The 22,208-nt window shown below is 52.8% G+C and carries 23 protein-coding genes; all 23 read right to left on the reverse strand.

Annotation, left to right across the window (positions count from 1 at the left end; genetic code table 11):
• Positions 1-257 precede the first annotated feature (257 nt).
• A complete protein-coding gene (locus tag EDM54_RS06305; protein WP_003388386.1) occupies positions 258-989 on the reverse strand; it encodes a M23 family metallopeptidase in 732 nt (243 codons plus the stop codon).
• A gap of 108 nt (positions 990-1,097) precedes the next feature.
• Positions 1,098-2,102, reverse strand: coding sequence for a stage II sporulation protein D (gene spoIID / locus EDM54_RS06310; protein WP_039070266.1), 1,005 nt, complete (start codon positions 2,100-2,102; stop codon positions 1,098-1,100).
• 141 nt (positions 2,103-2,243) lie between these two features.
• A complete protein-coding gene (murA, locus tag EDM54_RS06315) occupies positions 2,244-3,581 on the reverse strand; it encodes a UDP-N-acetylglucosamine 1-carboxyvinyltransferase (RefSeq protein ID WP_122957948.1) in 1,338 nt (445 codons plus the stop codon).
• Between the two features lie 18 nt (positions 3,582-3,599).
• Entirely contained in the window at positions 3,600-4,373 is a 774-nt protein-coding gene (locus tag EDM54_RS06320; protein ID WP_024983772.1) for a YwmB family TATA-box binding protein, read from the reverse strand.
• A gap of 98 nt (positions 4,374-4,471) precedes the next feature.
• Positions 4,472-4,702, reverse strand: coding sequence for a DUF1146 family protein (locus tag EDM54_RS06325; RefSeq protein WP_003388393.1), 231 nt, complete (start codon positions 4,700-4,702; stop codon positions 4,472-4,474).
• Between the two features lie 338 nt (positions 4,703-5,040).
• On the reverse strand, positions 5,041-6,564 hold the full coding sequence (gene nuoN / locus EDM54_RS06330) for an NADH-quinone oxidoreductase subunit NuoN (RefSeq protein ID WP_122957949.1): 1,524 nt from the start codon (positions 6,562-6,564) through the stop codon (positions 5,041-5,043).
• 3 nt (positions 6,565-6,567) lie between these two features.
• Entirely contained in the window at positions 6,568-8,103 is a 1,536-nt protein-coding gene (locus tag EDM54_RS06335) for a complex I subunit 4 family protein (protein WP_024983770.1), read from the reverse strand.
• The gene (nuoL, locus tag EDM54_RS06340; RefSeq protein WP_122957950.1) at positions 8,093-10,015 is read right to left on the reverse strand and encodes an NADH-quinone oxidoreductase subunit L; all 1,923 of its coding nucleotides are present in this window, start codon (positions 10,013-10,015) and stop codon (positions 8,093-8,095) included. Before nuoL ends, EDM54_RS06335 begins: the two co-directional genes overlap by 11 nt.
• 27 nt (positions 10,016-10,042) lie before the next feature.
• Positions 10,043-10,354 (reverse strand): NADH-quinone oxidoreductase subunit NuoK, encoded by a 312-nt coding sequence (nuoK, locus tag EDM54_RS06345; RefSeq protein WP_003388398.1) that lies wholly within the window; start codon positions 10,352-10,354, stop codon positions 10,043-10,045.
• Positions 10,351-10,860 (reverse strand): NADH-quinone oxidoreductase subunit J, encoded by a 510-nt coding sequence (locus EDM54_RS06350; RefSeq protein WP_003388399.1) that lies wholly within the window; start codon positions 10,858-10,860, stop codon positions 10,351-10,353. Before EDM54_RS06350 ends, nuoK begins: the two co-directional genes overlap by 4 nt.
• A gap of 2 nt (positions 10,861-10,862) precedes the next feature.
• A complete protein-coding gene (gene nuoI / locus EDM54_RS06355) occupies positions 10,863-11,276 on the reverse strand; it encodes an NADH-quinone oxidoreductase subunit NuoI (protein WP_003388400.1) in 414 nt (137 codons plus the stop codon).
• 45 nt (positions 11,277-11,321) lie between these two features.
• Positions 11,322-12,332, reverse strand: coding sequence for an NADH-quinone oxidoreductase subunit NuoH (gene nuoH / locus EDM54_RS06360; protein ID WP_171506720.1), 1,011 nt, complete (start codon positions 12,330-12,332; stop codon positions 11,322-11,324).
• Complete coding sequence (locus EDM54_RS06365) at positions 12,329-13,477, reverse strand: NADH-quinone oxidoreductase subunit D (RefSeq protein WP_003388402.1); 1,149 nt, start codon at positions 13,475-13,477, stop codon at positions 12,329-12,331. Before EDM54_RS06365 ends, nuoH begins: the two co-directional genes overlap by 4 nt.
• 3 nt (positions 13,478-13,480) lie before the next feature.
• Positions 13,481-14,587 carry an NADH-quinone oxidoreductase subunit C gene (locus EDM54_RS06370; protein ID WP_122957951.1) on the reverse strand — a complete coding sequence of 369 codons (1,107 nt, stop codon included), beginning with the start codon at positions 14,585-14,587 and terminating at the stop codon, positions 13,481-13,483.
• Entirely contained in the window at positions 14,584-15,102 is a 519-nt protein-coding gene (locus EDM54_RS06375) for a NuoB/complex I 20 kDa subunit family protein (RefSeq protein ID WP_003388404.1), read from the reverse strand. Before EDM54_RS06375 ends, EDM54_RS06370 begins: the two co-directional genes overlap by 4 nt.
• Positions 15,093-15,464, reverse strand: a complete 372-nt coding sequence (locus EDM54_RS06380; RefSeq protein WP_003388405.1) for an NADH-quinone oxidoreductase subunit A — start codon at positions 15,462-15,464, stop codon at positions 15,093-15,095. The genes EDM54_RS06375 and EDM54_RS06380 overlap by 10 nt, the downstream gene beginning before the upstream one ends.
• Before the next feature lie 157 nt (positions 15,465-15,621).
• Entirely contained in the window at positions 15,622-16,365 is a 744-nt protein-coding gene (locus EDM54_RS06385; RefSeq protein ID WP_003388406.1) for a DUF6042 family protein, read from the reverse strand.
• Between the two features lie 238 nt (positions 16,366-16,603).
• Entirely contained in the window at positions 16,604-17,005 is a 402-nt protein-coding gene (locus EDM54_RS06390) for a F0F1 ATP synthase subunit epsilon (protein WP_024983766.1), read from the reverse strand.
• A 25-nt stretch (positions 17,006-17,030) separates the two neighbouring features.
• The gene (gene atpD, locus EDM54_RS06395) at positions 17,031-18,440 is read right to left on the reverse strand and encodes a F0F1 ATP synthase subunit beta (protein ID WP_003388408.1); all 1,410 of its coding nucleotides are present in this window, start codon (positions 18,438-18,440) and stop codon (positions 17,031-17,033) included.
• Positions 18,441-18,488: 48 nt separating this feature from the next.
• Positions 18,489-19,349, reverse strand: a complete 861-nt coding sequence (atpG, locus tag EDM54_RS06400; RefSeq protein ID WP_003388410.1) for an ATP synthase F1 subunit gamma — start codon at positions 19,347-19,349, stop codon at positions 18,489-18,491.
• A 74-nt stretch (positions 19,350-19,423) separates the two neighbouring features.
• The gene (gene atpA, locus EDM54_RS06405) at positions 19,424-20,935 is read right to left on the reverse strand and encodes a F0F1 ATP synthase subunit alpha (RefSeq protein ID WP_003388411.1); all 1,512 of its coding nucleotides are present in this window, start codon (positions 20,933-20,935) and stop codon (positions 19,424-19,426) included.
• Positions 20,936-21,040: 105 nt separating this feature from the next.
• Positions 21,041-21,568 (reverse strand): F0F1 ATP synthase subunit delta, encoded by a 528-nt coding sequence (locus EDM54_RS06410; protein ID WP_003388412.1) that lies wholly within the window; start codon positions 21,566-21,568, stop codon positions 21,041-21,043.
• Positions 21,565-22,068, reverse strand: coding sequence for a F0F1 ATP synthase subunit B (gene atpF / locus EDM54_RS06415; protein ID WP_003388413.1), 504 nt, complete (start codon positions 22,066-22,068; stop codon positions 21,565-21,567). Before atpF ends, EDM54_RS06410 begins: the two co-directional genes overlap by 4 nt.
• Positions 22,069-22,208 lie beyond the last annotated feature (140 nt).

Raw genomic sequence — 22,208 nt, forward strand, 5'->3', positions numbered from 1 at the left:
CTTAACGAGGCTGCAGGATTCACTTTATGTTACGGCCTGCTGATTTGCTCGCACTCTTTCGAGTTACTTTGTCACAGGGCTTCAACCTTAGGATTTCTCCACCAGTTGCCTGTCAGCTACGAGGTGACTTGGCTCCTGCCTCGGTTGGACTTTCACCAACTAGCAATTAACGGCTTGCTGGGCACGCTTCATAAAAAAAAGCCTGCAGAGCGAACCTCTCTACAGGCTTGTCGGCATTTCTGAAATTCCTGGAATCGTTATTGATCCTGCATTTCCGATTGGAGCAGGTATTGCTCCGGATCGACAGACGCACCGTCAACGCGAACTTCGAAGTGAAGGTGAATACCGGCATCCTTTTCATACACGCTGCGCCCCGCTGTACCCAGCACCTGGCCTTGGGTTACTTCATCGCCAGGCTTGACATTCACTTTGTCCAGGCTTTGATACACGGTGACCATCTTGTCGGCGTGCTCGATTTCCACCACGCGACCGACGAGCGGATCGTTTTCCACCTTGCTCACCTTGCCAGGCAGAGCGGCGGTTACATCAAAGCTCTTGCCGTCAGTCGACTTCAGGTCGATACCAGTGTGCGGCATAAACGTGTTGTCATACTTGACGAGAGCTTTTTGCTGTACATCCTTGGACGCTTGCTCGTCGAAGAAATTCATTCCCTTTTCGTACTGAACTCCTTTGGCTACAGGCCAAGCAAGCTGTTGAACGGTTCCAGATACCGGAACAGCGCTGTTTTCGTCAGCTTCAGACGGATCTTTGGCGCCTTCCTGCGGTGTCGTGATCGCAATGCCGCCCTCGGCTTGGCCGGGGAGATTGTCGGTCACACCGCCGCTCTGATACCACATCACAAAAGCGAGAATAATTGCTGCGGTGCCGATGTAGATCGCCGGAAACGCCCATTTTTTGCCCAAAACGTTTTTCCAGGAGCTTGCCTTTTTGAATGGAATCGGTTGATTTTGATTTTTTTGATCTTCCATTGTATTCATCACCTCATCCCTCAGTATCGCCAGATTTTCGGCGGATAAACCTGAGAGAGAGGGGAAACTTGTAAATTTGCTGAAAACAGCCTTTTTTCTCTTTTGCCTTTATCCTTTCAGGATGAGGTCGCAATTTTCCAAGGCGATTCCCTGGTAAAAGTATTTGACGATCTGCTCGGCACTCTTCCCTGCCTTCGCCATTCCGTTGGCCCCCCACTGGCTCATCCCGACACCGTGGCCGTATCCTTTGGTCGTAATATGGACTTCATTGCCTCGCAGCTCCAGCGTAAAGGCGGAAGATTGGAGTCCGAGCTTCTCGCGGAATTCCCTGCCGCTGAACTCTTTTCCGCCAATGCTGATTTTGCCCACGCGATTGCCCGTCGTCCGCTCCACGATGCGATACCAGCTGCCATTGCCGGAGGCTTCCTTTGTCAGTTTGATTCCGAGACGCTGCTCCAGGTCCGCTGCGGCGATTTTGACGGTTTTTTCAAAGCTGGGCGATTGAATGTCCCAGGGGCTTGCCACGCTTTTCAAATAGGGAACCGGCTCTTCAAAATACTCGTTGGCATTTTCCGTAAACCCATTGCTGGTGGAGAAAAAGGTCGCGTCGATCGGCTTGCCTCCGTAGGTCAGAACGACCCCGGCCGTCGCCTGCACAGCCTGGCGGATGCGCGCGTTTTTCCACTCGAATTGGTCCCCCCAGTTCTGCTTGCGCTGCGCCTCGTCGAGAAAGGCCTGATGCTTCACCGTATCGGTGACCTGTGCTCCCTTGGGAACGTCATCAAATTTCTTCGCATCGAGCCTGCGGATGATGTACGTACGGGCTGCCATCGCCTGGGCCTTGAGCGCCTCCAGCTCGAACTCTGCCGGCATCTCCGCCGCCACTACGCCCTCGATGTACGTTTCCAACGGCATCGTTTCCACAGCCTGTTTGGCGGTCCGATATACCTTCACCTCGATCGCCGACTGATGAACAGCCGGGTTGTTCGGGGCAGAGACTTGCGGAAGCCCCTCGCTTCCGGGTGGAGAGGAAAAAAAGTAGACCAGCGCGGCAGGCAGCATCACGAGCAGTATCGGCAATCCGATGAACCACGCCACCAGGTAACGTTTCATGCGTCATATCCCCCCTCTTGTGCTGGACTATTTCAGTCTATGTCCAAGCCTCGGGAGGTAGAACGAGAGAATAAGAGAGATGGAAGAGTTTGCTGAAAATGAAAAAGACTTCCCCGCTTACAGGGAAGTCTCGGTATGTGTTTACGCAAAATTGGGAGAAAACTGGACTTTGATCGGTTCGGTTTTTACCTGTTCAACCGCTTCTGTCTCGACTTCTTTCGCTGGCGAAACACGCTCTACAAGAGCGCCCAGGCCGCGAAGCTTTTCCGTGAACTGGACATAGCCCCGGTCGATGTGGTGAAGGCTGCTCACTTCTGTTTCGCCCTCGGCCACCAGGCCCGCCAATACGAGCGCAGCTCCTGCTCGCAAATCCGTCGCCGCCACTTTGCTTCCGGTCAGCTTGGCGCCGCCTTCCACGATCGCGCTGCGTCCCTCAATCTTGATATTGGCATTCATCCGGCGGAATTCTTCCACGTGCATAAAGCGATTTTCAAAAACGGTCTCGGTAACGATGCTGGTGCCTTCCGATGCCAATAGCAGCGCCATCATTTGCGACTGCATGTCCGTCGGGAAGCCGGGATACGGCAAGGTCTTGACGTCGACAGCCTTGAGACGGCCATTGCTTCTCACGCGAATGCCGTTCTCCTGCTCGTCCACTTCCACGCCCATTTCTCTCAGCTTGGCAGTAACGGACTTCAAATGATCACAGATTGCACCTTCGACAAAAACGTCCCCGCCTGTAATCGCGGCAGCTACCATGAAGGTACCCGCTTCGATCCGGTCCGGAATCACGCAGTGCGTGCAGCCTTTCAATCTCTCCACGCCTTCGATCCGAATGGAACCGGTACCTGCTCCGCGAACCTTGGCTCCCATCCCGTTGAGGAAGTTGGCCAAATCCACGATTTCCGGTTCTTCGGCTGCGTTTTCAATAACGGTGGTTCCCTCAGCCAAAGCAGCAGCCATCATAATGTTTTCGGTAGCGCCTACGCTGGCGATATCCAGGTAGATTTTCGCTCCCTGCAAACGTCCCTCGACACTGGCTTCGATAAACCCTTGTCCGATCTCAATCTTGGCTCCCATCGCTTCAAAGCCTTTGAGATGCTGATCGATCGGGCGGGTACCAATGGCGCACCCTCCCGGAAGTGCTACACGCGCCTTGCCTTCTCTGGCCAGGAGCGGTCCCATTACCAAAAAGGACGCTCGCATTTTACGAACCAGTTCGTAAGATGCTTCCACACTCGTCACATGAGAGGCGTTGATGGTCAGCACTTCTTTATCGTATGTAAGGGTGATACCCAATGTTTTCAGGAGATCGCATATGATCCTGACGTCTTCCAGAGCGGGTACGTCGTGAATGACGTTGGTTCCCTCTTCGGCCAGGATAGCTGCTGCAATAATAGGGAGTACGGCATTTTTGGCGCCGGAAACTTTCACATTCCCCGCCAAAGCCTTCCCACCGCGGACAATAATTTTATCCAATGTGTACCCCTCCGCGTGCTAATATTCCGCTGTGATAATCGGTGTACCTGCTGTAATCCACGTACCGTTCAAACTGTCCCGGTGAGTGGCGACCTGCAGATTCATCCGAGCTTGTCCGTTTAGTGATAAGAACGAATTCCACTCAGAAGTGTAACCAGATATGCTGACAACCGTCTCATCTTGTAAACGTTCCAATTCTTTTGCATGGAGGGCGTCAAATATCGACAAAATTTTCCCCTCCTGTTGATCAACACTCAGTTTAACATTGTACAATCCGCGAATACAAGTGCTAAATTGCGGAATGAAGCCGGCTTGCTTCAGGGCTTGTTCGTGCTTGTTCTGTATCAAATCAACATATGGTAGAGAATCGCGATTTCCTTTTATGGACAGTACTAGATATGTGTCGATACCATCTTTGTGAGGTACCCCGGTAACCTGATAATCGAGCTGAACCCCGTACAGATTGGCCGGGACCTGATAGGTAAACAGATGGGATGATTGCGTCCATTTTGCTTCGGATAGCGGCATGTCAAGCCGATCCGCCCATTTCGCAGCCAAATCCTTCATTTCTTCGGTGCCGGACAGTTTCCCCAAGGAAATGCGCGTACGCACCTCCACGCTTGCCACCCTGGCTCCCGAGCCTTCCAATACGTCGAACAATCGGGCAGATGCCCGCGTTTCCTGCTGCTCCTGATGTAGCTGCCTTTCGTTCTGCGCTTCTGCCGGCATCCACCACGCCGTACCCAGTGCAGCCAATCCTATCAAAACAAGCCAAACGTTCCGTTTCCCCATTTTTATCCCTCTCCCTTTTTACGCGCTTCTCTTTGTACTTCTCAGTTTGCACGTAAAACTGGTGGGATATACCAATCAATTCCTGTCGAATCCTGCGGTCAGGAAAAGATTTGCCCGAAGATCAAGGACCAGCCGAGATATTCCATGAGAAAGCTCGCCATCTGGTATCCGAGAAAGATGGACATGATGATTTGCAAGAGCTTTGCTTGCGGCCCTTGCGGATTTTTCAGAAAGAGGTCAAATCGAAAAGCCTGCAGGGCCCACCAGCTGACGCCGATCAGGGCGACTGAGACGATAATGCTTACAAAACCGTACATACCTTGCGACACGTTTGTTTCCTCCTTGCCTTTCCGTTCATCGATTTTTCACTGGGATCAAACCAAAGACCGCTTTATACGTGGCTGTAGCGAGAAGAAGCACGGTGCCGTTCCTAACCGAAACTGAGTAAGTCGGAACTGAGTAAACCGGAACCGAGTAGCCGTACCGAGTAACCGGAACAGAGTAGCCGGAACCGAGTAGCCGTACCGAGTAGCCGTACCGAGTAGCCGGAACCGAGCAAACCAGAACCGACCGCACCACTTGCCTCTGCTCGCCACGGCAACTGATATGTAAAAAGGGGGCGGCTCGCAAGCCGTCCCCTCTATTGTACCTGATCCCTGACCGCAATTCATTGAAAGTTCGGTGGCAGCATGTCGCCAAAATTAAACCCGTGATTGAGGTGCGTTTGGACATAATCAGTCACAAGCCCCGGGAATGCGCCGAACACCACTGTGGCCAGCGCCAAAATCAGGACCAGCGCCCCAATCGTTTTCGGTACGGACAAAGGAGCCTCTGTCGCTCCCGGGCGCATGTACATCTGCCGAATGATGCCAAAGTAGTAGTAATACGACACGACACTGGTCGCGATCATAATCGCTGCAAGAACATAGCTCTGCTGCGCGATCGCCCCCATAAAGATGTAGAACTTCCCGAAGAATCCGGCGGATACCGGAATGCCGGCAAGCGACAGCAGGAAGATGCTCATCGACACTGCCATCAGCGGCGAGCGGTGATAAAGTCCTGCAAAGCCCTTCAGATCATCGGTTTGTTGATCGCGAGCAACCACCATGATGACCGCAAAGGCACCAAAGCTGGCCAGCAGGTAGGCGAACAGGAAGAATGTCACTTCGCCGAAAAACAGGATGGTCGGCGGCGCAAACGCCACCAGCATATAGCCCGCCTGCGCAATTCCGGAGTAGGCCATCATCCGTTTTACATTGGTCTGACGCAGAGCCATCGTGTTCCCGATAATCATCGAAGCCCCCGCTATGATCGCCAGGTAAAGCGCTCCCTGATCGAAAAAGAAACGCGTATCGGTCTGGATGTTGAAGAAGCCGATCAGCAGCAAGCGGAAGACGAGAGCAAAGCCGGCAGCTTTGGAGACGACCGCCAGGAAGGCCGTGACCGGAGTCGCCGCCCCTTGGTACACGTCCGGTGCCCACATGTGGTTGGGTGCAGCAGAGATTTTGAAGGCAAGCCCTACAGCCAAAAAGGCGAATCCCGCATACACCATAAACTCATAGCCGGCCATCGCCGCTTCGGACAGCCGTACGGAAATTTCATAAATGTTTGTCGTTCCGGTTAATCCGTATACATAGGACATCCCGAAGAGCGTCACCGCCGTGGAGATCGATCCCGAGACGATGTATTTAAACGCCGATTCATTGGACTGCAAGGAATGCTTGCGCAAGCCCACCAGAACGTACGAGGACATGGACAACAGCTCCAAACCGACGAACATGGTGATCAGATCGGCAGAAGAAGCCATCACCATTGCGCCCAGAAGACCGGTCAGCAGCAAGTAGTAATACTCGCCGCCATGCCTGATTTCGTCCTGCTTCATATAAGAGAGAGAAAGCAGCACGGTAAAGGCGACTCCTCCGAGGAACAGCAGCTTGAACGCATTTCCGTAATCATCGATGCGAATCGTATCCGCCATGTATGCGTACGGTTCATCCAGTTTCCCTATGTTTACAAAGACGAAAACGGCAGCCAGCACCACTCCCGCCAGCGTCAGCCACCCGATGACGGATTTGCCCAAACGCTTTCCGGCAAACAGATCGAGCAGCGACAGGGCGGTCGCGAATCCTAGAATGATGAATTCGGGCAGAAGGTAGCTCCAGTCATACGAGAAAATATCTTTTACGTCCATGGATTACCCTCCTATTCCCGTAACGATTGGGACGATCGTTTTCAACGTTTGCTGCAGAGGATTTGCCAAAACGGCCGGATAGACGCCGATCAGGATAATAAATCCGAGCAGGACGACCAGCGGCACAACCTCCATAGGCTGGGCATCTGCCACACCTGCAAACCGCCCCGGAGTCGGTCCAAACGTCGTTTTCAAAACAGCCCTCAGCAGATAGACGGCTGTGAGTACGATGCCAAGCGTACCGATAGCCGCCAGGATCGGCATTTGCCCAAACAAGCCGAGGAAGGCGAAAAATTCGCTAATAAAGCCGGACATCCCCGGCAGTCCCAGAGAAGCCATCGCTCCCGCCAGCATGATTCCGCTGGCGAACGGCATGGATTTCGCAAGTCCGCCCAGCTCGTCGATCATCGAGGTCTTGGTTCTCTCCCAAATCATGCCGATCAGGAAGAACAGCAGCGCGGAAATAAAGCCGTGCGAGATCACCTGGAACATCGCCCCCTGGAAGCCGATCGTATTCATCGCGGCAAATCCAAGCAGGACAATTCCCATGTGGCTGATACTGGAGTATGCCATCACCATCTTCAGATCCTTTTGGACAAAGGCCAGCACGGCACCGTATAGAATGTTAATTATTCCGAGCACAGCCATCCACGTCGCGAACTGGTAGGCTTGTTCAGGGAAAAAGCCGATACCCATGCGCAAAAGTCCGTACGCACCCATTTTCAGCAAGATGCCGGAGTGGATCATGACGATCGCCGGCGGAGCCTGCACGTGGACCTTCAGCATCCAGGTATGGAACGGAAAGACCGGCAGCTTGATCGCAAAGGCGATAAAGATCGCCAAAAACAGGCCGAAGCGGAACTCCGGCGACATGGCCGCTGATGCCGGATTGCCTGATGAGGCGAGAATCTCGGCGATTTTATCCATGTTCATCGTGTTCAGATACATAAACAGCACGATAAAGGCGATCAGCATGACTGCCGAACCGATACCGTTGTACAGCAAAAACTTGTTCGCAGCCTTTTCCCTCTCTCCATAGCCCCAGATGCCGATCAGGAAGTACGTCGGTACCAGTGTCAGCTCGAAGAAGATGAAGAACAAAAACAGGTTTTGCGAAGCAAACACGCCAAACATTCCGATCAGCAGGAGATGGAACAGGATGAAGTACTCCTTCAGCCGCTTCTTTTGATTCCATGAGGCTACAGCGGCCAGAGTCGCTATGATCGCGGTGAGCACGATCAAAGGCATCGAAATTCCGTCCACGCCCAGCTCGTAGCCAAGGTCAAACGAGAAGATCGCGCCCGACTGCTGCAGTCCGACCGGAATCGAGATCCATTTCGCCGTCTCGGTGAATTGCAAGCCTGAAGATTCGTAGTTGAATGACGCAAACAGCATGAGTGACAAGGCCAGCGGCAAAAGTGTGCCCAGCACGCCAATTTTCTTGATCACGCCTCCTTGATGCCGGGGAACGAACGCCAGTATCAAGACAGCCAAAAGCGGTGAGAAGACGATCAATGTAAGCAGTATACTATTGGCCAATCCCAAGGACTCCACCTCCCTGCGCCGTCAAAGTGATGGCGACAATCAACAACAGCAAGCCAAACAGCACCATGGCCCCGTACGATTGCACCTGACCGTTTTGAGCACGTCCATGCAGTGCGCCGATGCCTCGGGTAATTTTCGCTATCAAAGAAACCAGGCCATCAACGATATACTTGTCGAACAGATTGAGCAGGTAGCCGAGCCAGCCGAGCGGAACAACCACTACATAATGATAGAACTCGTCTACGAAATACTTGCGATAGGACAGTTGGTACAGCCACGGCATCGCTTCCGGTATGGCATCGGAAGGAATAGCCCGCTTTCCGTACATCAGCCAGGCCAAGAGGATTCCCAGGATCGACACCCCGAGCGCCGCGATTTGCAGCCAGGCTGCCGCGTGGCCTTCTCCTGCGCCAAACACGTCCTCAATGATCGTGCCTACTTCTCCGCTCAAGAGCCAGTCGCCAAAGACCGGCGCATACGGCGTATTGATGAAGCCCGCAACAATGGCCAGAAGCGCCAGAATCAACAGCGGTCCGGTCATGACTCCCGGCGACTCATGCGCTTCATGCTTGCCCCGCGCTTCTCCGGCAAACGTCAGGAAGAACAGACGGAACATGTAGAACGCCGTAAAGAACGCAGCCAGTATCGCGATAAACAACAGATCGTAGCGATGCGCTTCGTAAACCGCGCCGAGTATCGCTTCTTTTGACCAGAATCCGGCAAACGGGAAAATTCCCGCAATCGCCAGACAACCAATCAAGAAGGTCAAGGCCGTGATCGGCATTTTCTTCCATAAGCCGCCCATTTCAAAGACATTCTGGGTATGTACGGCATGGATCACGCTGCCTGCCCCCAAAAAGAGCAGCGCTTTGAAAAAGGCATGTGTCATCAGATGGAATGTACCTGCCACGTAACCGGCTGCCCCGGCTACCCCCAGCGCCAGCATCATGTAGCCGAGCTGACTCACAGTGGAATAGGCAAGCACGCGCTTGATATCTTTTTGTGTCAAGCCGATGGATGCCGCAAAAATGGCGGTGAATCCACCGATATAGGCAACGACGTTCAACGCCGCATCCGAAGCGATAAACAGCGGGTACGTCGCTGCTACCAGATATACCCCGGCCGCTACCATTGTCGCCGCGTGGATCAACGCAGACACAGGTGTCGGACCTTCCATCGCGTCCGGAAGCCACGTGTGCAGCGGAAACTGACCCGATTTCCCGATCGCGCCGACAAAAATCAGGATAGCCGCCAACGTGATCATCCACGGCTCCAGTTTTCCGAGCGCAATGCTGTCAAAGATTTGTGACAGTTCAAAGCTGCCGGTCCACCAGAACAGCAGACAGATCCCGATGAAAAGACCCAAATCGCCGATGCGGGTGACGATGAACGCTTTTTTCGCCGCAGCTTTCGCTTCCGGCTTGAAATAGTAGTAACCGACAAGCAGGAACGAACATACTCCAACCAATTCCCAGAAAATGTATATTTGCAGAAGGTTGGGGGCAATCACCAGACCGAGCATGGAGAATGTAAAGAGCGCCAGGTACTGGTAGAACACCGGAAAACGCTCATCCCCGTGCATATAGCCTTTGGAGTAGATTTGTACGAGCAAGCTGACGAGGGTGACAATCAACAGCATCAACGCATTCAACTGGTTGATTTCAAACCCCATGGTAATGACAATATCCCCAACCTTCAGCCAATCGATCGAGAACTTGTAGTCAGTCGCTCCCTCCTGAAACCTCTGCCAGAAGGTCAGTACCGCCAATCCGAATGAAACGGCAGTAAAGAGAATTCCGACAGCAGCTGCTCCTTCTTTCAACTGACGGCCAAACGAGACGATCACGATGAAAGCAAGAAGCGGAAACAGAGGAATCAACCAAGCGTATTGCATAAGGGTATCCATCTTTGTCCTCCTTTTCGAATCCCTGTCCTAGCGTTTCATCGAATCCATCTCATCGACATTGACTGTTTCCTTGTTGCGGTACAAAGCTATCAGGATTGCCAGCGCGACCGCTACCTCAGCCGCGGCCACCGTCATGGTGAACAGACTGAAGATATGTCCCGTAACCGCCGGATACAGCCCGTATTTGGAAAAGGCAACCAGGTTGATATTGACCGCATTGAGCATCAATTCAATCGAAATCAGGACGACGACGGCATTCCTTTTGGTCAATGCACCGTACAAGCCTACGCAAAAAAGGATCAAGGCCACTAACAAATAGGAGGTAATGCTTACGCTCATTCCTTGTTCCCCTCCTTCTTCGCCATGATGATTGCGCCTACCAAAGCCACTAACAGAAGTACGGAAATCAGCTCGAACGGAATCACGTACCTTTTAAATACGTCTAAACCGATCTGCTTTACGTTGCTGACATCTGAAGCAGCCGTTTCCGGTGGTGCCGGCCATACGGAGCTCTGGATGCCCCAGAACATCAATCCGAACAACGCCGCCACAAAAATGAGGCTCAGCCAGTTTTTCCACGTGTTTCCCGTGCCCTCATCAGAAGCGTCGTGCTTGGTCAGCATGATCCCGAACAGCATGAGGATCGAGATCGCCCCGGAGTACACGAGAACCTGTGCCACCCCGACGAACTCTGCCCCCAGCAGGACGTACAATCCGGCGATGCTGATAAACGTAATCCCGAGCGAGATGACCATGTGCACGACGCGCGTAAAGCTGATCATGAACACGGCTCCGCCAATCGTCAGGAGGGACAGGACAAAAAAGGCAATAAACTCGCCAGTCATCGCTAGTTCTCCTCCCTGACATTGGTATTGTTGTCGTCGAGCCAGGTCAGGTTCTTGTACAATTCATCCCGGCTGTACGTTGCCAACTCGAAATTGTTCGTCATCACGATCGCTTCTGTCGGACAAACCTCTGTACACAGGTCGCACAAGATGCATATTTCAAAGTTGATATCGTAGGTGTCGATAATTTTTCCCTTTTTCTCCGGATCAGGATGGGGCTTGCCCGTCAATTGAATGCACTCTGTCGGGCAAATGCGCGCACACTGGTTGCAAACGATGCACTTCTCCGGCGAAAAATGCTGGATGCCGCGAAAGCGGGGCGGCATGGGAAAGGGCACATCCGGATAAAAGTGAGTCACCTTTTTCGCGGTCATTCTCTTAAATGTATACCCTAGGCCTTTGGCCAGTCCTAGCATGTGTGTCACCCCTCTTGGTCAAAATAGCAGTTATACCTGGCTTTTTTAGATCATGCCGCTTTGGTAGGAGATCACTACGGCGGTGATGAGAATATTCAACAGCGCCACCGGCAGGAGCACCTTCCAGGCAAACGACATCAGCTGGTCGACGCGGGGACGCGGCATCGTCGCACGCAGCCAGAACTGCAGGAAGACGTAGAGCAACAGCTTGACGGCAAACCAGACGATACCCGGAATAAAGCTGAGCGCCGGATGAATCGGCAGCCAGCCGCCGAAGAACAAGATCGTGACCATCGCACCCATACCGAACATATAGACGTACTCAGCCAGCATGAACATGGCGAAACGGAAACCGGAATACTCTACGTGGTAGCCCCCGACCAGCTCGGATTCGGCCTCCGGCAGGTCGAAAGGCGTACGGTTCAGCTCAGCCTGGGCCGCTACGAGGAATACGGCGAAGCCGAGAAACTGCGGAATGAAGTTCCACATATCCTGCTGGGCCAGGACGATCTCCCGCAGGTTCATGCTGCCCGTCATCAGGACAACCCCGACCACCGACATAACCAGCGGCACTTCATAGCTGATCATTTGCGCCGCGGAACGAAGTCCCCCGATCAAGGAATACTTGTTGTTGGAAGCCCAGCCCGCCGTAATCACGCCTAAAACGGTAATGCCCGACAGCGCGATGTAGTACAGGATCCCGATGCCGAGATCGGCAAACTGCAGGGTCTCTGTAAACGGCAAAACCGCCAGGACGGCAAAGGCAGGCGCGTACGCCAGTATCGGAGCAAGCGCATAAAGAGCCTTGTCAGCATGCTTGGGCCGCGTATCTTCCTTGATCAGCAGCTTCGCAACGTCTGCCACCGTCTGCAAGAGTCCCAAGGGCCCTACACGGTTCGGGCCGATCCTCGCCTGCATCCACCCGATTACTTTCCGTTCAAAATAAATCGCATATGTTACAAATCCCAACAAAATCACAAGCAACACTACAGCAGCGAGGAAAAACCAAAGTGCATTTCCCAGTGAAGGCGTCTGTTGCAACAGGTCTCGCATCAACAATCTACCTCCCCAAGCACGATGTCGATGCTGCCAAGGATTGCCACCATGTCGGAAATATTCTCTCCCTCAAGCAATTTCGGCAAAATTTGCAGATTGGTAAAGGAAGGGCGGCGGAATTTCAAGCGCCACGGCTTATCCTTTCCTTGGCTGGCAATATAGCAGCCGATCTCGCCCCTTGGCGATTCGATCCGCACATACGTTTCCCCTGCAGGCGGACGAATGACGCGAGGGACTTTGCCCATTACTTCGCCTTCGCTTGGGAATTGGTCGAGTGCCTGCTCAAGAATACGCAAAGACTGCTCGATTTCGGCAAGCCTCAGATGGTAACGGCTCATGCAATCCCCATCGGTCGAGACCGGGACGTCGAAATCAAACCGGTCGTAAATGCAGTACGGCTCATCCTTGCGCAAATCCCATTTGATTCCGGTCGAGCGGAGCATAACGCCGGAAAGCGAATAGTCAAGGGCTGTCTTTTGATCAAATTTGCCGATGCCCTTCAGGCGGTTAATAAAAATTTCGTTGCCTGTAACGAGTGCATGGTAATTGTTCAGTTCCTTCTTCATGTAGGCGACGAATTCCCGCACCTTGTCGATCCACCCTGGAGGAGCGTCCCATTTTACGCCGCCGATGCGCATGTAGTTAAAGGTCATCCGGGCGCCGCACAGCTCGTTGAACAGGTCAAGGATGGTTTCCCGATCCCGAAATGCATACAAGAACGGCGACATGGCACCAAGGTCGAGAAGATAAGTACCCCACCAGACCATGTGGCTTGCCACACGATTCAGCTCCATTGCGATCAGGCGCAAATACTGGGCTCTCTCCGGTATTTCCAGTCCCATCATCGTCTCCACAGCATGACAAATGACATAGTTGTTGGTCATGGCTGCGAGATAGTCCATTCGGTCTGTATAAGGAATAATTTGCGTATACGTAAGGTTTTCGGCCAGCTTCTCCGTACCCCTGTGCAGGTAACCCATCACCGGAATCGCTTCCTTGATGGTTTCCCCATCGATCTTGACTACCAGACGAAATACTCCGTGCGTACTCGGGTGCTGCGGGCCAATGTTGAGAAGCATCTCCTCTGTCCGAATACCGGTATCAGAAGAGATGGTTGAATTCGTAGTAAGAATGCCTTGGTTCATCTTCTACACCTCCTCGTCGTACTGCACGTAGTCCTTTCGAAGCGGATAACCGACCCAGTCATCCGGGAGCAAAATTCGACGCAAATCGGTATGTCCCGGGAAATGAATTCCCAAAAGGTCATAAGTTTCCCGTTCGTTCCAATCGGCGCCCTTCCATATGTCCACTACAGAAGCAACGGTTGGCTGCTCCCGATCGGTTTTTACCTTTACGGCAACGCTTTGTCTATTTTTGTAGGAATAAAAGTGATAGTACACTTCCATCCTGTCTTCGTAGTCCACACCGTGTAGATTGGACAGGTACTCAAAGCCCAATTCTTCGTCATCCCTCAGAAATTGAGCCACCTCGTGCCAGCGCTGGTTCTTGACGACCAGTGTCGGCACTTCTTTTGCCAATTCATTAATATAGGAGGATTCCAGTACCTCTGCACCAAACCTTTCGGAAATACGGGCCACGTATTTATCCAGAAAAGGCTGATTTTTCGACGGCTCTTTGGGAGCCACGGGGGCTGTCTCTGTATCTGCATCACCAGCTTTGGCAGCCTTGGCTTTCGCTGCCGCCGCAGCCGCTGCTTTTGCCTTGGCTGCTGCTGCTGCCTTCGCTTTGGCATCGTCTCCGCCAGCTTCGGCGGACTCACCACTCTGGCCAGCAGCTTCTCGCGCCGCTTTCGCTTTGGCTGCTGCTGCGGCTGCTGCCGCGGCCTTTGCCTTGGCTGCCGCTGCTGCTTTTGCCTTCGCATCCGCATCATCACCGCCGGCTCCGCTCTCAGCAGAACCTTCACGAGCCGCTTTTGCCTTCGCCGCTGCTGCTGCCGCTGCCGCCGCTTTGGCTGCTGCTTTTTCCTCCGGTGTCATTTCAGACACGGGCTTGCTCGGCGCTGCGGACTGGTCGAACGCTTTCGACTCGACCGCGGCTTGAGTGGGGTTATCTGGCTTAGCTCCAGCTTGGGAATCTCCAATCGGCTCCGCTCCAGCTTGGGCAGGTTCGGCTCCAGCTTGCTCGGCTGCCTGCTGTTCTTCTTTTGCTTTCCGCAAAGCTTCCGCCTTGGCTCTGGCTTCTGCTGCAGCCTTTGCTTTTTCTTCCGGCGTCGGTTTGCGTTTTTCTTCTGTCATTGATTCGTCACCTGCTTTCCAGTCTTAGCTTCGTAACGAATTTTTTCTTGAAGTTTGTTTATTCCGTAAATAAGAGCGGCGGGATTAGGTGGGCATCCAGGGATGTAGACATCTACGGGAACGATCTGATCAACACCTTTTACTACACTGTACGACTTGACGTAAGGTCCGCCGGCTGTAGCACAAGAACCCATCGCGATTACCCACTTCGGTTCTGGCATTTGATCGTAAAGTCTGCGGAGTAGGGGGGCCATTTTTTTCGTGACTGTTCCGGCAACGATCATGACATCGGATTGCCTGGGAGAGGCACGGAAAATGACGCCAAAACGGTCGAGGTCATAACGTGCGCCGCCTGTACCCATCATTTCAATGGCGCAACAGGCAAGACCAAACGTAAGCGGCCAAAGCGAATTGCTTCGTACCCACCCCTTTATCGTTTCCAGCGTCGTAAACATGACGTTGCGATTCAACTCTTCTTGCAATTCAGGCGCAATGCTCGTCAGATCTAGTTCCATTCCAGCACCTTCTTTCTCCATGCGTAAATCAGTCCAACCACCAGCAAGCAGATAAAGATCACCATCTCTACCAGGGCAAACAGTCCCAATTCCTTGTAGGCTACAGCCCATGGATAGAGAAAGAGTGTTTCCACATCAAAAATGACGAAGAGCAAGGCAAAGATATAATACTTGACGTTAAACCGTACCCAGCTGTCTCCGACTGGAATGTTACCGCTTTCATAGGTTGTCTGTTTTTCCGCTGTCGGCTTTTTCGGGCGCAGCATGGGTCCGATGATGCTGACTGTCGCCACAGGCAGCAACACCCCGAGGAACAAGAAAATCGCCACAATGACATAATTGTTGGTATAGATTTCACCCACTGACGTTCCCTCCGCTCTGTGAACATTAGAAAAAAATACCTTTATCATTATAGCAAATCGCCTACATGGTGTCTAACGAACTCATTCCATATGTACCAATAAAAGGAAAAACTTAGAGAATTTCTCCCTAAGTTTTCCATTCTGTGCATATTTTATTTTATTGAACGTTCGGAGAAAACTGCTGGCCGAGGAAGTCTTCATAGACGCGCTCCCAGACGATTGAGAACGTCATCGGCTCATCTTCCGGGATTTCCAGCATGTTCTCGATCGCCTCTTCCATGTAAGGAGTCAGCTTGATCAATACTTCTGCCAGCATCGAATCGTTGGTATTCAGCATTTCTTTCAGTTCCGCCTTGGTAAAGGTAAAGGACTCATCGTCACGCTCATGGAGCGTCATCACCAGACGGGCAAAGAACGGATGCACCAATGCTTCAAATCTTACATATCTCAATGCATACTGTTCTGCTTCAGTCAATTCGAATGTGTCCAGAGCGTCCGGGAATGGGTTGATCGGAATATCCCACACATCTCCTTTATCGATGAGCAGTCCCCATCTTTCAAAGAGAGCAATCGCTTCCTCGCGAGATTTCGGATACTCGTAGCCGGAGCGGACGATTACTTTTTTATGTCTTTCCAGCAGGCTCTTGTAGTTTTCAAAATCCTCTTTGGAGTTGAACATGTCTTCGGTCGGTTCGGCAAACAAGCCTTCCAAACCTTCAAAGCCATCTACGATCTCACGCATCTCTGCTTTGCTTTCTCCTTTGGTGACTGCATAGCACAGCGCTTGGAACAGCACATTCATTTCATGCGGAAGCACGTTGCTCCAGCCATGGCCCGCATACGCGCCAGGAATAGCAACGCCTTCGCTGCTGCTATCACGAACGTCTCTAACTGTTTGCATATGTTACACTCTCCTTTATCCCGATAGCCAATTCGCAATCCCAGTACCTAGTATCCCGCCGTCTTTGCTGCCGAGGCCGGGCATTAGGTTTATTATACACGGAATCAATAGGCGATTACCAACTCGAAAAAAAAATTGGGGGAAACTACCCCTGTTCCCTGAAAATGCTGGGGCCGCTCACTGTCCGTTCGATATACAACAAAGCCCCCGTCGCCAGAAGCGCGGGGACTTTTGTCATCTACTTATTTGTAACCTGAAGACGAGTGATTGCGCGTTGCAGTGCACGCTCAGCCCGACGCAAATCCAGGTCCGGATGTTTTTCGTTCAAACGCTGCTCGGCACGCTCTTTTGCTGCCTTGGCGCGGCTTGGATCGATATCCTCCGGTCTTTCTGCTGTCTCGGCCAAAATCGTCACCTTGTCGCCGCGTACTTCCATGAAGCCGCCGCTGACAGCCATTACGAGCTCCTTGTCGCCTTCGGTCTTGATCCGAACAGGTGCGATTTTCAGTGGAGTCACCATGGGCATGTGATTCGGCAAAATACCGAGATCCCCTTGTACGCCACGGGCAATGACCATGCTGGCTTCACCGCTGAACAAAACCCGTTCAGGAGTTACGACTTCTACTGTCATCTTACTCACTTACTGGTCTCCCCTTTCCAGGGTGTTACGCCATGGTCTTTGCACGTTCTACAACGTCTTCGATCGTACCAGCGTACAGGAATGCACCCTCAGGCAGGTGGTCGTGCTTGCCTTCGAGGATTTCCTTGAAGCTGCGAACGGTTTCCTTCAGCGGCACGTATTGGCCCGGGTTACCGGTAAACTGTTCGGCAACGTGGAACGATTGAGACAGGAAACGTTGGATGCGGCGAGCGCGTGCTACGATTTGCTTGTCTTCATCGCTCAGCTCGTCCATACCCAGGATCGCGATAATGTCTTGCAGTTCTTTGTAGCGTTGCAGGATTTTTTGAACGCCACGAGCCACATCGTAGTGCTCTTGACCAACGATGTCAGGAGACAGAGCGCGGGATGTGGAAGCGAGCGGGTCAACCGCAGGGAAGATACCCAGCTCGGCGATGGAACGCTCCAGGTTCGTCGTAGCGTCCAAGTGAGCAAACGTCGTAGCCGGTGCCGGGTCAGTGTAGTCGTCCGCCGGTACGTAGATCGCTTGAATGGATGTAACGGAACCTTTTTTCGTAGAGGTAATGCGCTCTTGCAGCTGACCCATCTCGGTAGCCAGGGTCGGCTGGTAACCTACCGCAGACGGCATACGTCCGAGCAAAGCGGATACCTCGGAACCTGCTTGGGTAAAGCGGAAGATGTTGTCGATGAACAGAAGCACGTCGCGGCCTTCTTCATCACGGAAGTATTCCGCCATGGTCAGACCTGTCAACGCTACGCGCAGACGCGCGCCAGGCGGTTCGTTCATTTGTCCGAATACCATCGCGGTTTTCGGCAGAACGCCAGCGTCTTTCATCTCATGGTACAAGTCGTTACCTTCACGGGTACGCTCGCCAACGCCGGCGAATACGGAGATACCGCCGTGCTCTTGCGCGATGTTGTTGATCAGCTCTTGGATCGTAACGGTTTTACCTACACCGGCACCACCGAAGAGACCGATCTTACCACCCTTGATGTAAGGAGCGAGAAGGTCAATAACCTTGATACCTGTTTCCAGAATTTCAACTTCAGTCGCTTGCTCCACGAACTCGGGAGCTTTGCGGTGAATCGGGTCGCGGCGCTCTACTTGACCCAGTTCTTTCAAGTCGATCGGCTCGCCGAGTACGTTAAATACGCGGCCCAGAGTAACCTCACCGACCGGAACGGAGATAGGCGCTCCTGTGTCTACAGCTTCCATGCCGCGCACCAGACCATCTGTAGTGGACATCGCAACGGCACGAACCAGGTTGTCACCCAGGTGTGTAGCAACCTCGACAGTCAAATCGATGTCGCGCTCACCGGCGCTTTGTGCTTTATGTTGAATTTTGATCGCATTGTAAATGGCAGGCAAATGTCCGCGGTCGAACTCGATGTCAACGACCGGACCCATTACCTGAACCACGCGTCCTTTCGCCATCTTACTTCTTCCCTCCTGTGAAACTGAATTGGGAGTCAACTTTCGTCTTTACGCCTGTGCGTTGGCACCGGAGACGATCTCGGAGATCTCCTGCGTAATCGCTGCCTGACGGGCACGGTTGTAGATCAACGTGTAACGTCCAATCATGTCCGTCGCGTTATCTGTCGCATTGCCCATCGCTGTCATGCGGGAGCCTTCTTCGGAAGCCTTCGCCTCGAGCATGGCGCTGTAAACAAGCGTTTCAGCATATTTCGGTAACAGATCAGCCAGGACTTCTTCTGCATTCGGTTCGTACTCGTAATTCGTCGTACGCCCGTTGCTGCTCTCGGGAGCCTCAAGCGGCAAAACACGCTTGATCGTAGGCACCTGAGAGATCGCGCTCTGGAACTTGTTGTAGCACAAGTAGAGCTCGTCGATCTGCTCGTCCGCGAACAGCTGCACGGCTGCACTGGCGATCTTCTTGATATCAGCAAAGGCAGGGTTTTCTATGCCGGTTGCCTCGTCAATGACGGGGTAATTGCGCTTCGTGAAAAAATCACGGCCTTTACGTCCGATTACGAAAATGCCGTATTCGTCCTTGGACTTGTGCTTCTCGTTAATGGTCTGGATCACGGTACGGATCATGTTACCATTGTAACCGCCTGCGAGACCGCGGTCAGAGGTGATGACAATATAGCCGGTCTTTTTCACAGGGCGGGATTGCAGCATCGGATGCTTGGAACCGGTGGTGCCACCTGCGATGCTCGCAATCACTTCCTGAATCTTGTCGGCGTACGGACGGGCCGCTTCCGCCTTCTCCTGGTTGCGGCGAAGCTTTGCAGCCGCCACCATCTTCATCGCCTTTGTGATCTGACGGGTATTTTTCACGCTTTTAATACGGCGTCGAATCTCACGTATTCCTTTAGCCAATCGTTTTCACCACCTTGGGGACACATGCCGAACTTTTCGGCCCGGCATGCATCAGTTGTCTATTGGATTAACGTTTAGCGAGTTACCGAAAAGCCTTTTTTGAACTCTTCGATCGCTGCGTTGAATTCTTTTTCATCCGGAAGCTCTTTCGTCGTGCGGATGTGCTCCAACAGCTCAGGCTTGTTGGACTCAAGATACGACATCAGTTCCTTCTCGAAGCGGCCTACAGCCTCTACCGGAATATCATCGAGGTAGCCTTTGGTTGCGGTGTAGATGATCGCAACCTGCTTCTCAACCGGAATCGGCTCGAATTGGCCTTGCTTCATTACTTCCATCAAACGCTCACCGCGAATCAGACGGGCTTGCGTCGCTTTGTCAAGGTCGGAACCGAACTGGGCAAACGCAGCCAGCTCGCGGTATTGAGCCAGCTCAAGCTTGAGCGGACCGGCAACCTTTTTCATCGCCTTGATTTGCGCCGAACCACCTACGCGGGATACGGACAGACCGGTGTTTACCGCTGGGCGTTGGCCGGCGTTGAACAAGTCTGTTTCAAGGAAGATCTGACCGTCAGTGATGGAAATCACGTTGGTCGGAATATATGCGGAAATGTCGCCCGCTTGGGTTTCGATAAACGGCAGGGCAGTCAGTGAACCTGCGCCCAGTTCATCGGACAATTTCGCTGCGCGCTCCAGCAGACGGGAGTGCAGGTAGAATACGTCACCAGGATACGCTTCGCGGCCTGGAGGACGACGGAGCAGGAGGGACATTTCGCGGTATGCGGCAGCCTGTTTGGACAGGTCATCGTATACGCACAGAACGTGTCCGCCTTTGTACATGAAGTACTCACCCAGCGTAACCCCAGCATAAGGAGCCAGGAACAGCATCGGAGCCGGATCGGACGCAGTCGCGGAAACAACGATTGTGTAGTCCAGAGCGCCGTGCTTGCGCAGGGTTTCTACGATGTTTGCAACGGTCGATTGCTTCTGACCGATCGCCACGTAGATACAAATCATGCCATTGCCTTTTTGGTTGATGATCGTGTCGAGCGCCACAGATGTTTTACCTGTTTGGCGGTCACCGATGATCAGCTCGCGCTGTCCGCGGCCGATTGGAATCATCGCGTCAATCGCTTTGATACCGGTTTGCAGCGGTTCATGAACAGATTTACGCGCCATAACGCCCGGAGCCGGACTTTCGATCGGGCGGAATTCGGTCGTATGGATTGGGCCGAGGCCGTCAATCGGCTGACCGAGCGGGTTCACTACGCGGCCCACCATTGCTTCACCTACAGGCACCTCCATGATGCGGCCTGTACGTTTTACTGTATCGCCTTCTTTAATGTCACGGAACGGACCAAGAATAACGACACCCACGTTATCTTCTTCCAAGTTGAGTACCATACCCATTACGCCGTTTTGGAACTCGAGGAGCTCCCCGGCCATTGCTTTTTCCAAACCGTGAACGCGTGCGATACCGTCACCAACCTGGATGACCGTTCCTACGTCCACAACTTCAATTTCAGATGTAAAATTAGCGATCCGCTCTTTAATGAGGGAGCTAATCTCTTCTGGTCTGATTGCACTCACTTAACATTCACCCCATTCGTCCAACATCTTAATAGAGGGTGTTTAAAGCTCATATGAATGCCTGGCCTTTCGGAAGTTGACCAGGATTCCCGCTTTAAACGGCATTTATGCTTGATGCGCGAAAAGTTCCAACTTCGTCTTAATGCTTCCGTCATACAAACGGTCGCCGATCTTGATCACAATTCCACCGAGGATGGACGGATCCACAACGGTTTGCACGCGCAGCTTCTTGTTCAGTCTTTGACCGAACTTCTCGGCCAGCTCCGCTTGCTCTTCGGCGCTCAATGGCTTGGCGCTGGTGACGATGGCGTCGGCAATGCCGCGCGCTTCGTTTGCCAGCTTCACGAAAGCCTGCTGGATCTGTGCCAGCTGCGCTTCCCGTCCGCTTTCAATCAGGACGGTCAGGAAATTGTGAGTCTCTTCGCTGATGTGACTTTTGAACAGGTCATCCACCAGCGTTTTCTTCGCTCCCGCCGCGATATGCGGGTGTAGCAGGATTTTGCTCAAATCGGCGTTTTGCTCAACCGCTTGCACGACTGCGCCAAGGTCAGCTTCCACCTGATCGATTTTCCCACGCTCGCTGGCCACTTCAAAAAGGGCGCGGGCGTAGCGCTTTCCTACTGCGCTGCTCATAGGCGATCTCCCACTTGAGCGAGGAATTTGTCAACGGTTGCTTTTTGCGCTGCTTCGTCCAGTTCTTTTTCAATGATCTTGGAAGCCAAGAGAACGGACAGACCTGTCATTTGATCGCGCAGCTCCGCTTTCGCTTTTTCTACTTCGCGAGCCAGTTCCTTGCTGGCATCAGCCTTCATGCGCTCAGTTGCAGCTTGCGCATCGGCAACCAGCTTCGCGCTTTCGTCCGCAGCTTGTTTCGTAGCGCGGTCGATAATTGCTTTTGCTTCTACACGAGCCTCGTCGAGGACGCGGCGTTGTTCGGCGAGAAGAGCTTCCGCTTCTTGGCGGCTCTTTTCAGCCGAGGAAATTTGGGATTCGATATGCTGACGGCGCTTTTCCATGATTCCTACGATAGGGCCCATGGCCAGTTTTCGAACAACCAGCAGCAACACCAAGAATACGATTACTTGGGTAAGCAAGTCTCCAAGGTTAAGGGAGACGGCACCAAAGTCGAGCATTTGTTTCACTCCTTCCTTACAAACAGGAGAATGTATATCTACGGATTAAAGCCGCTTCTTTCCTAGATAACCCGGCTGCGCCAGCTAAAAAGGCGGACGGAGCCACAAGCCACCAGGGCAAAAATAAGTTCTGATGACTA

This window comes from Brevibacillus borstelensis (assembly GCF_003710865.1).
Lineage (GTDB): Bacteria > Bacillota > Bacilli > Brevibacillales > Brevibacillaceae > Brevibacillus > Brevibacillus borstelensis.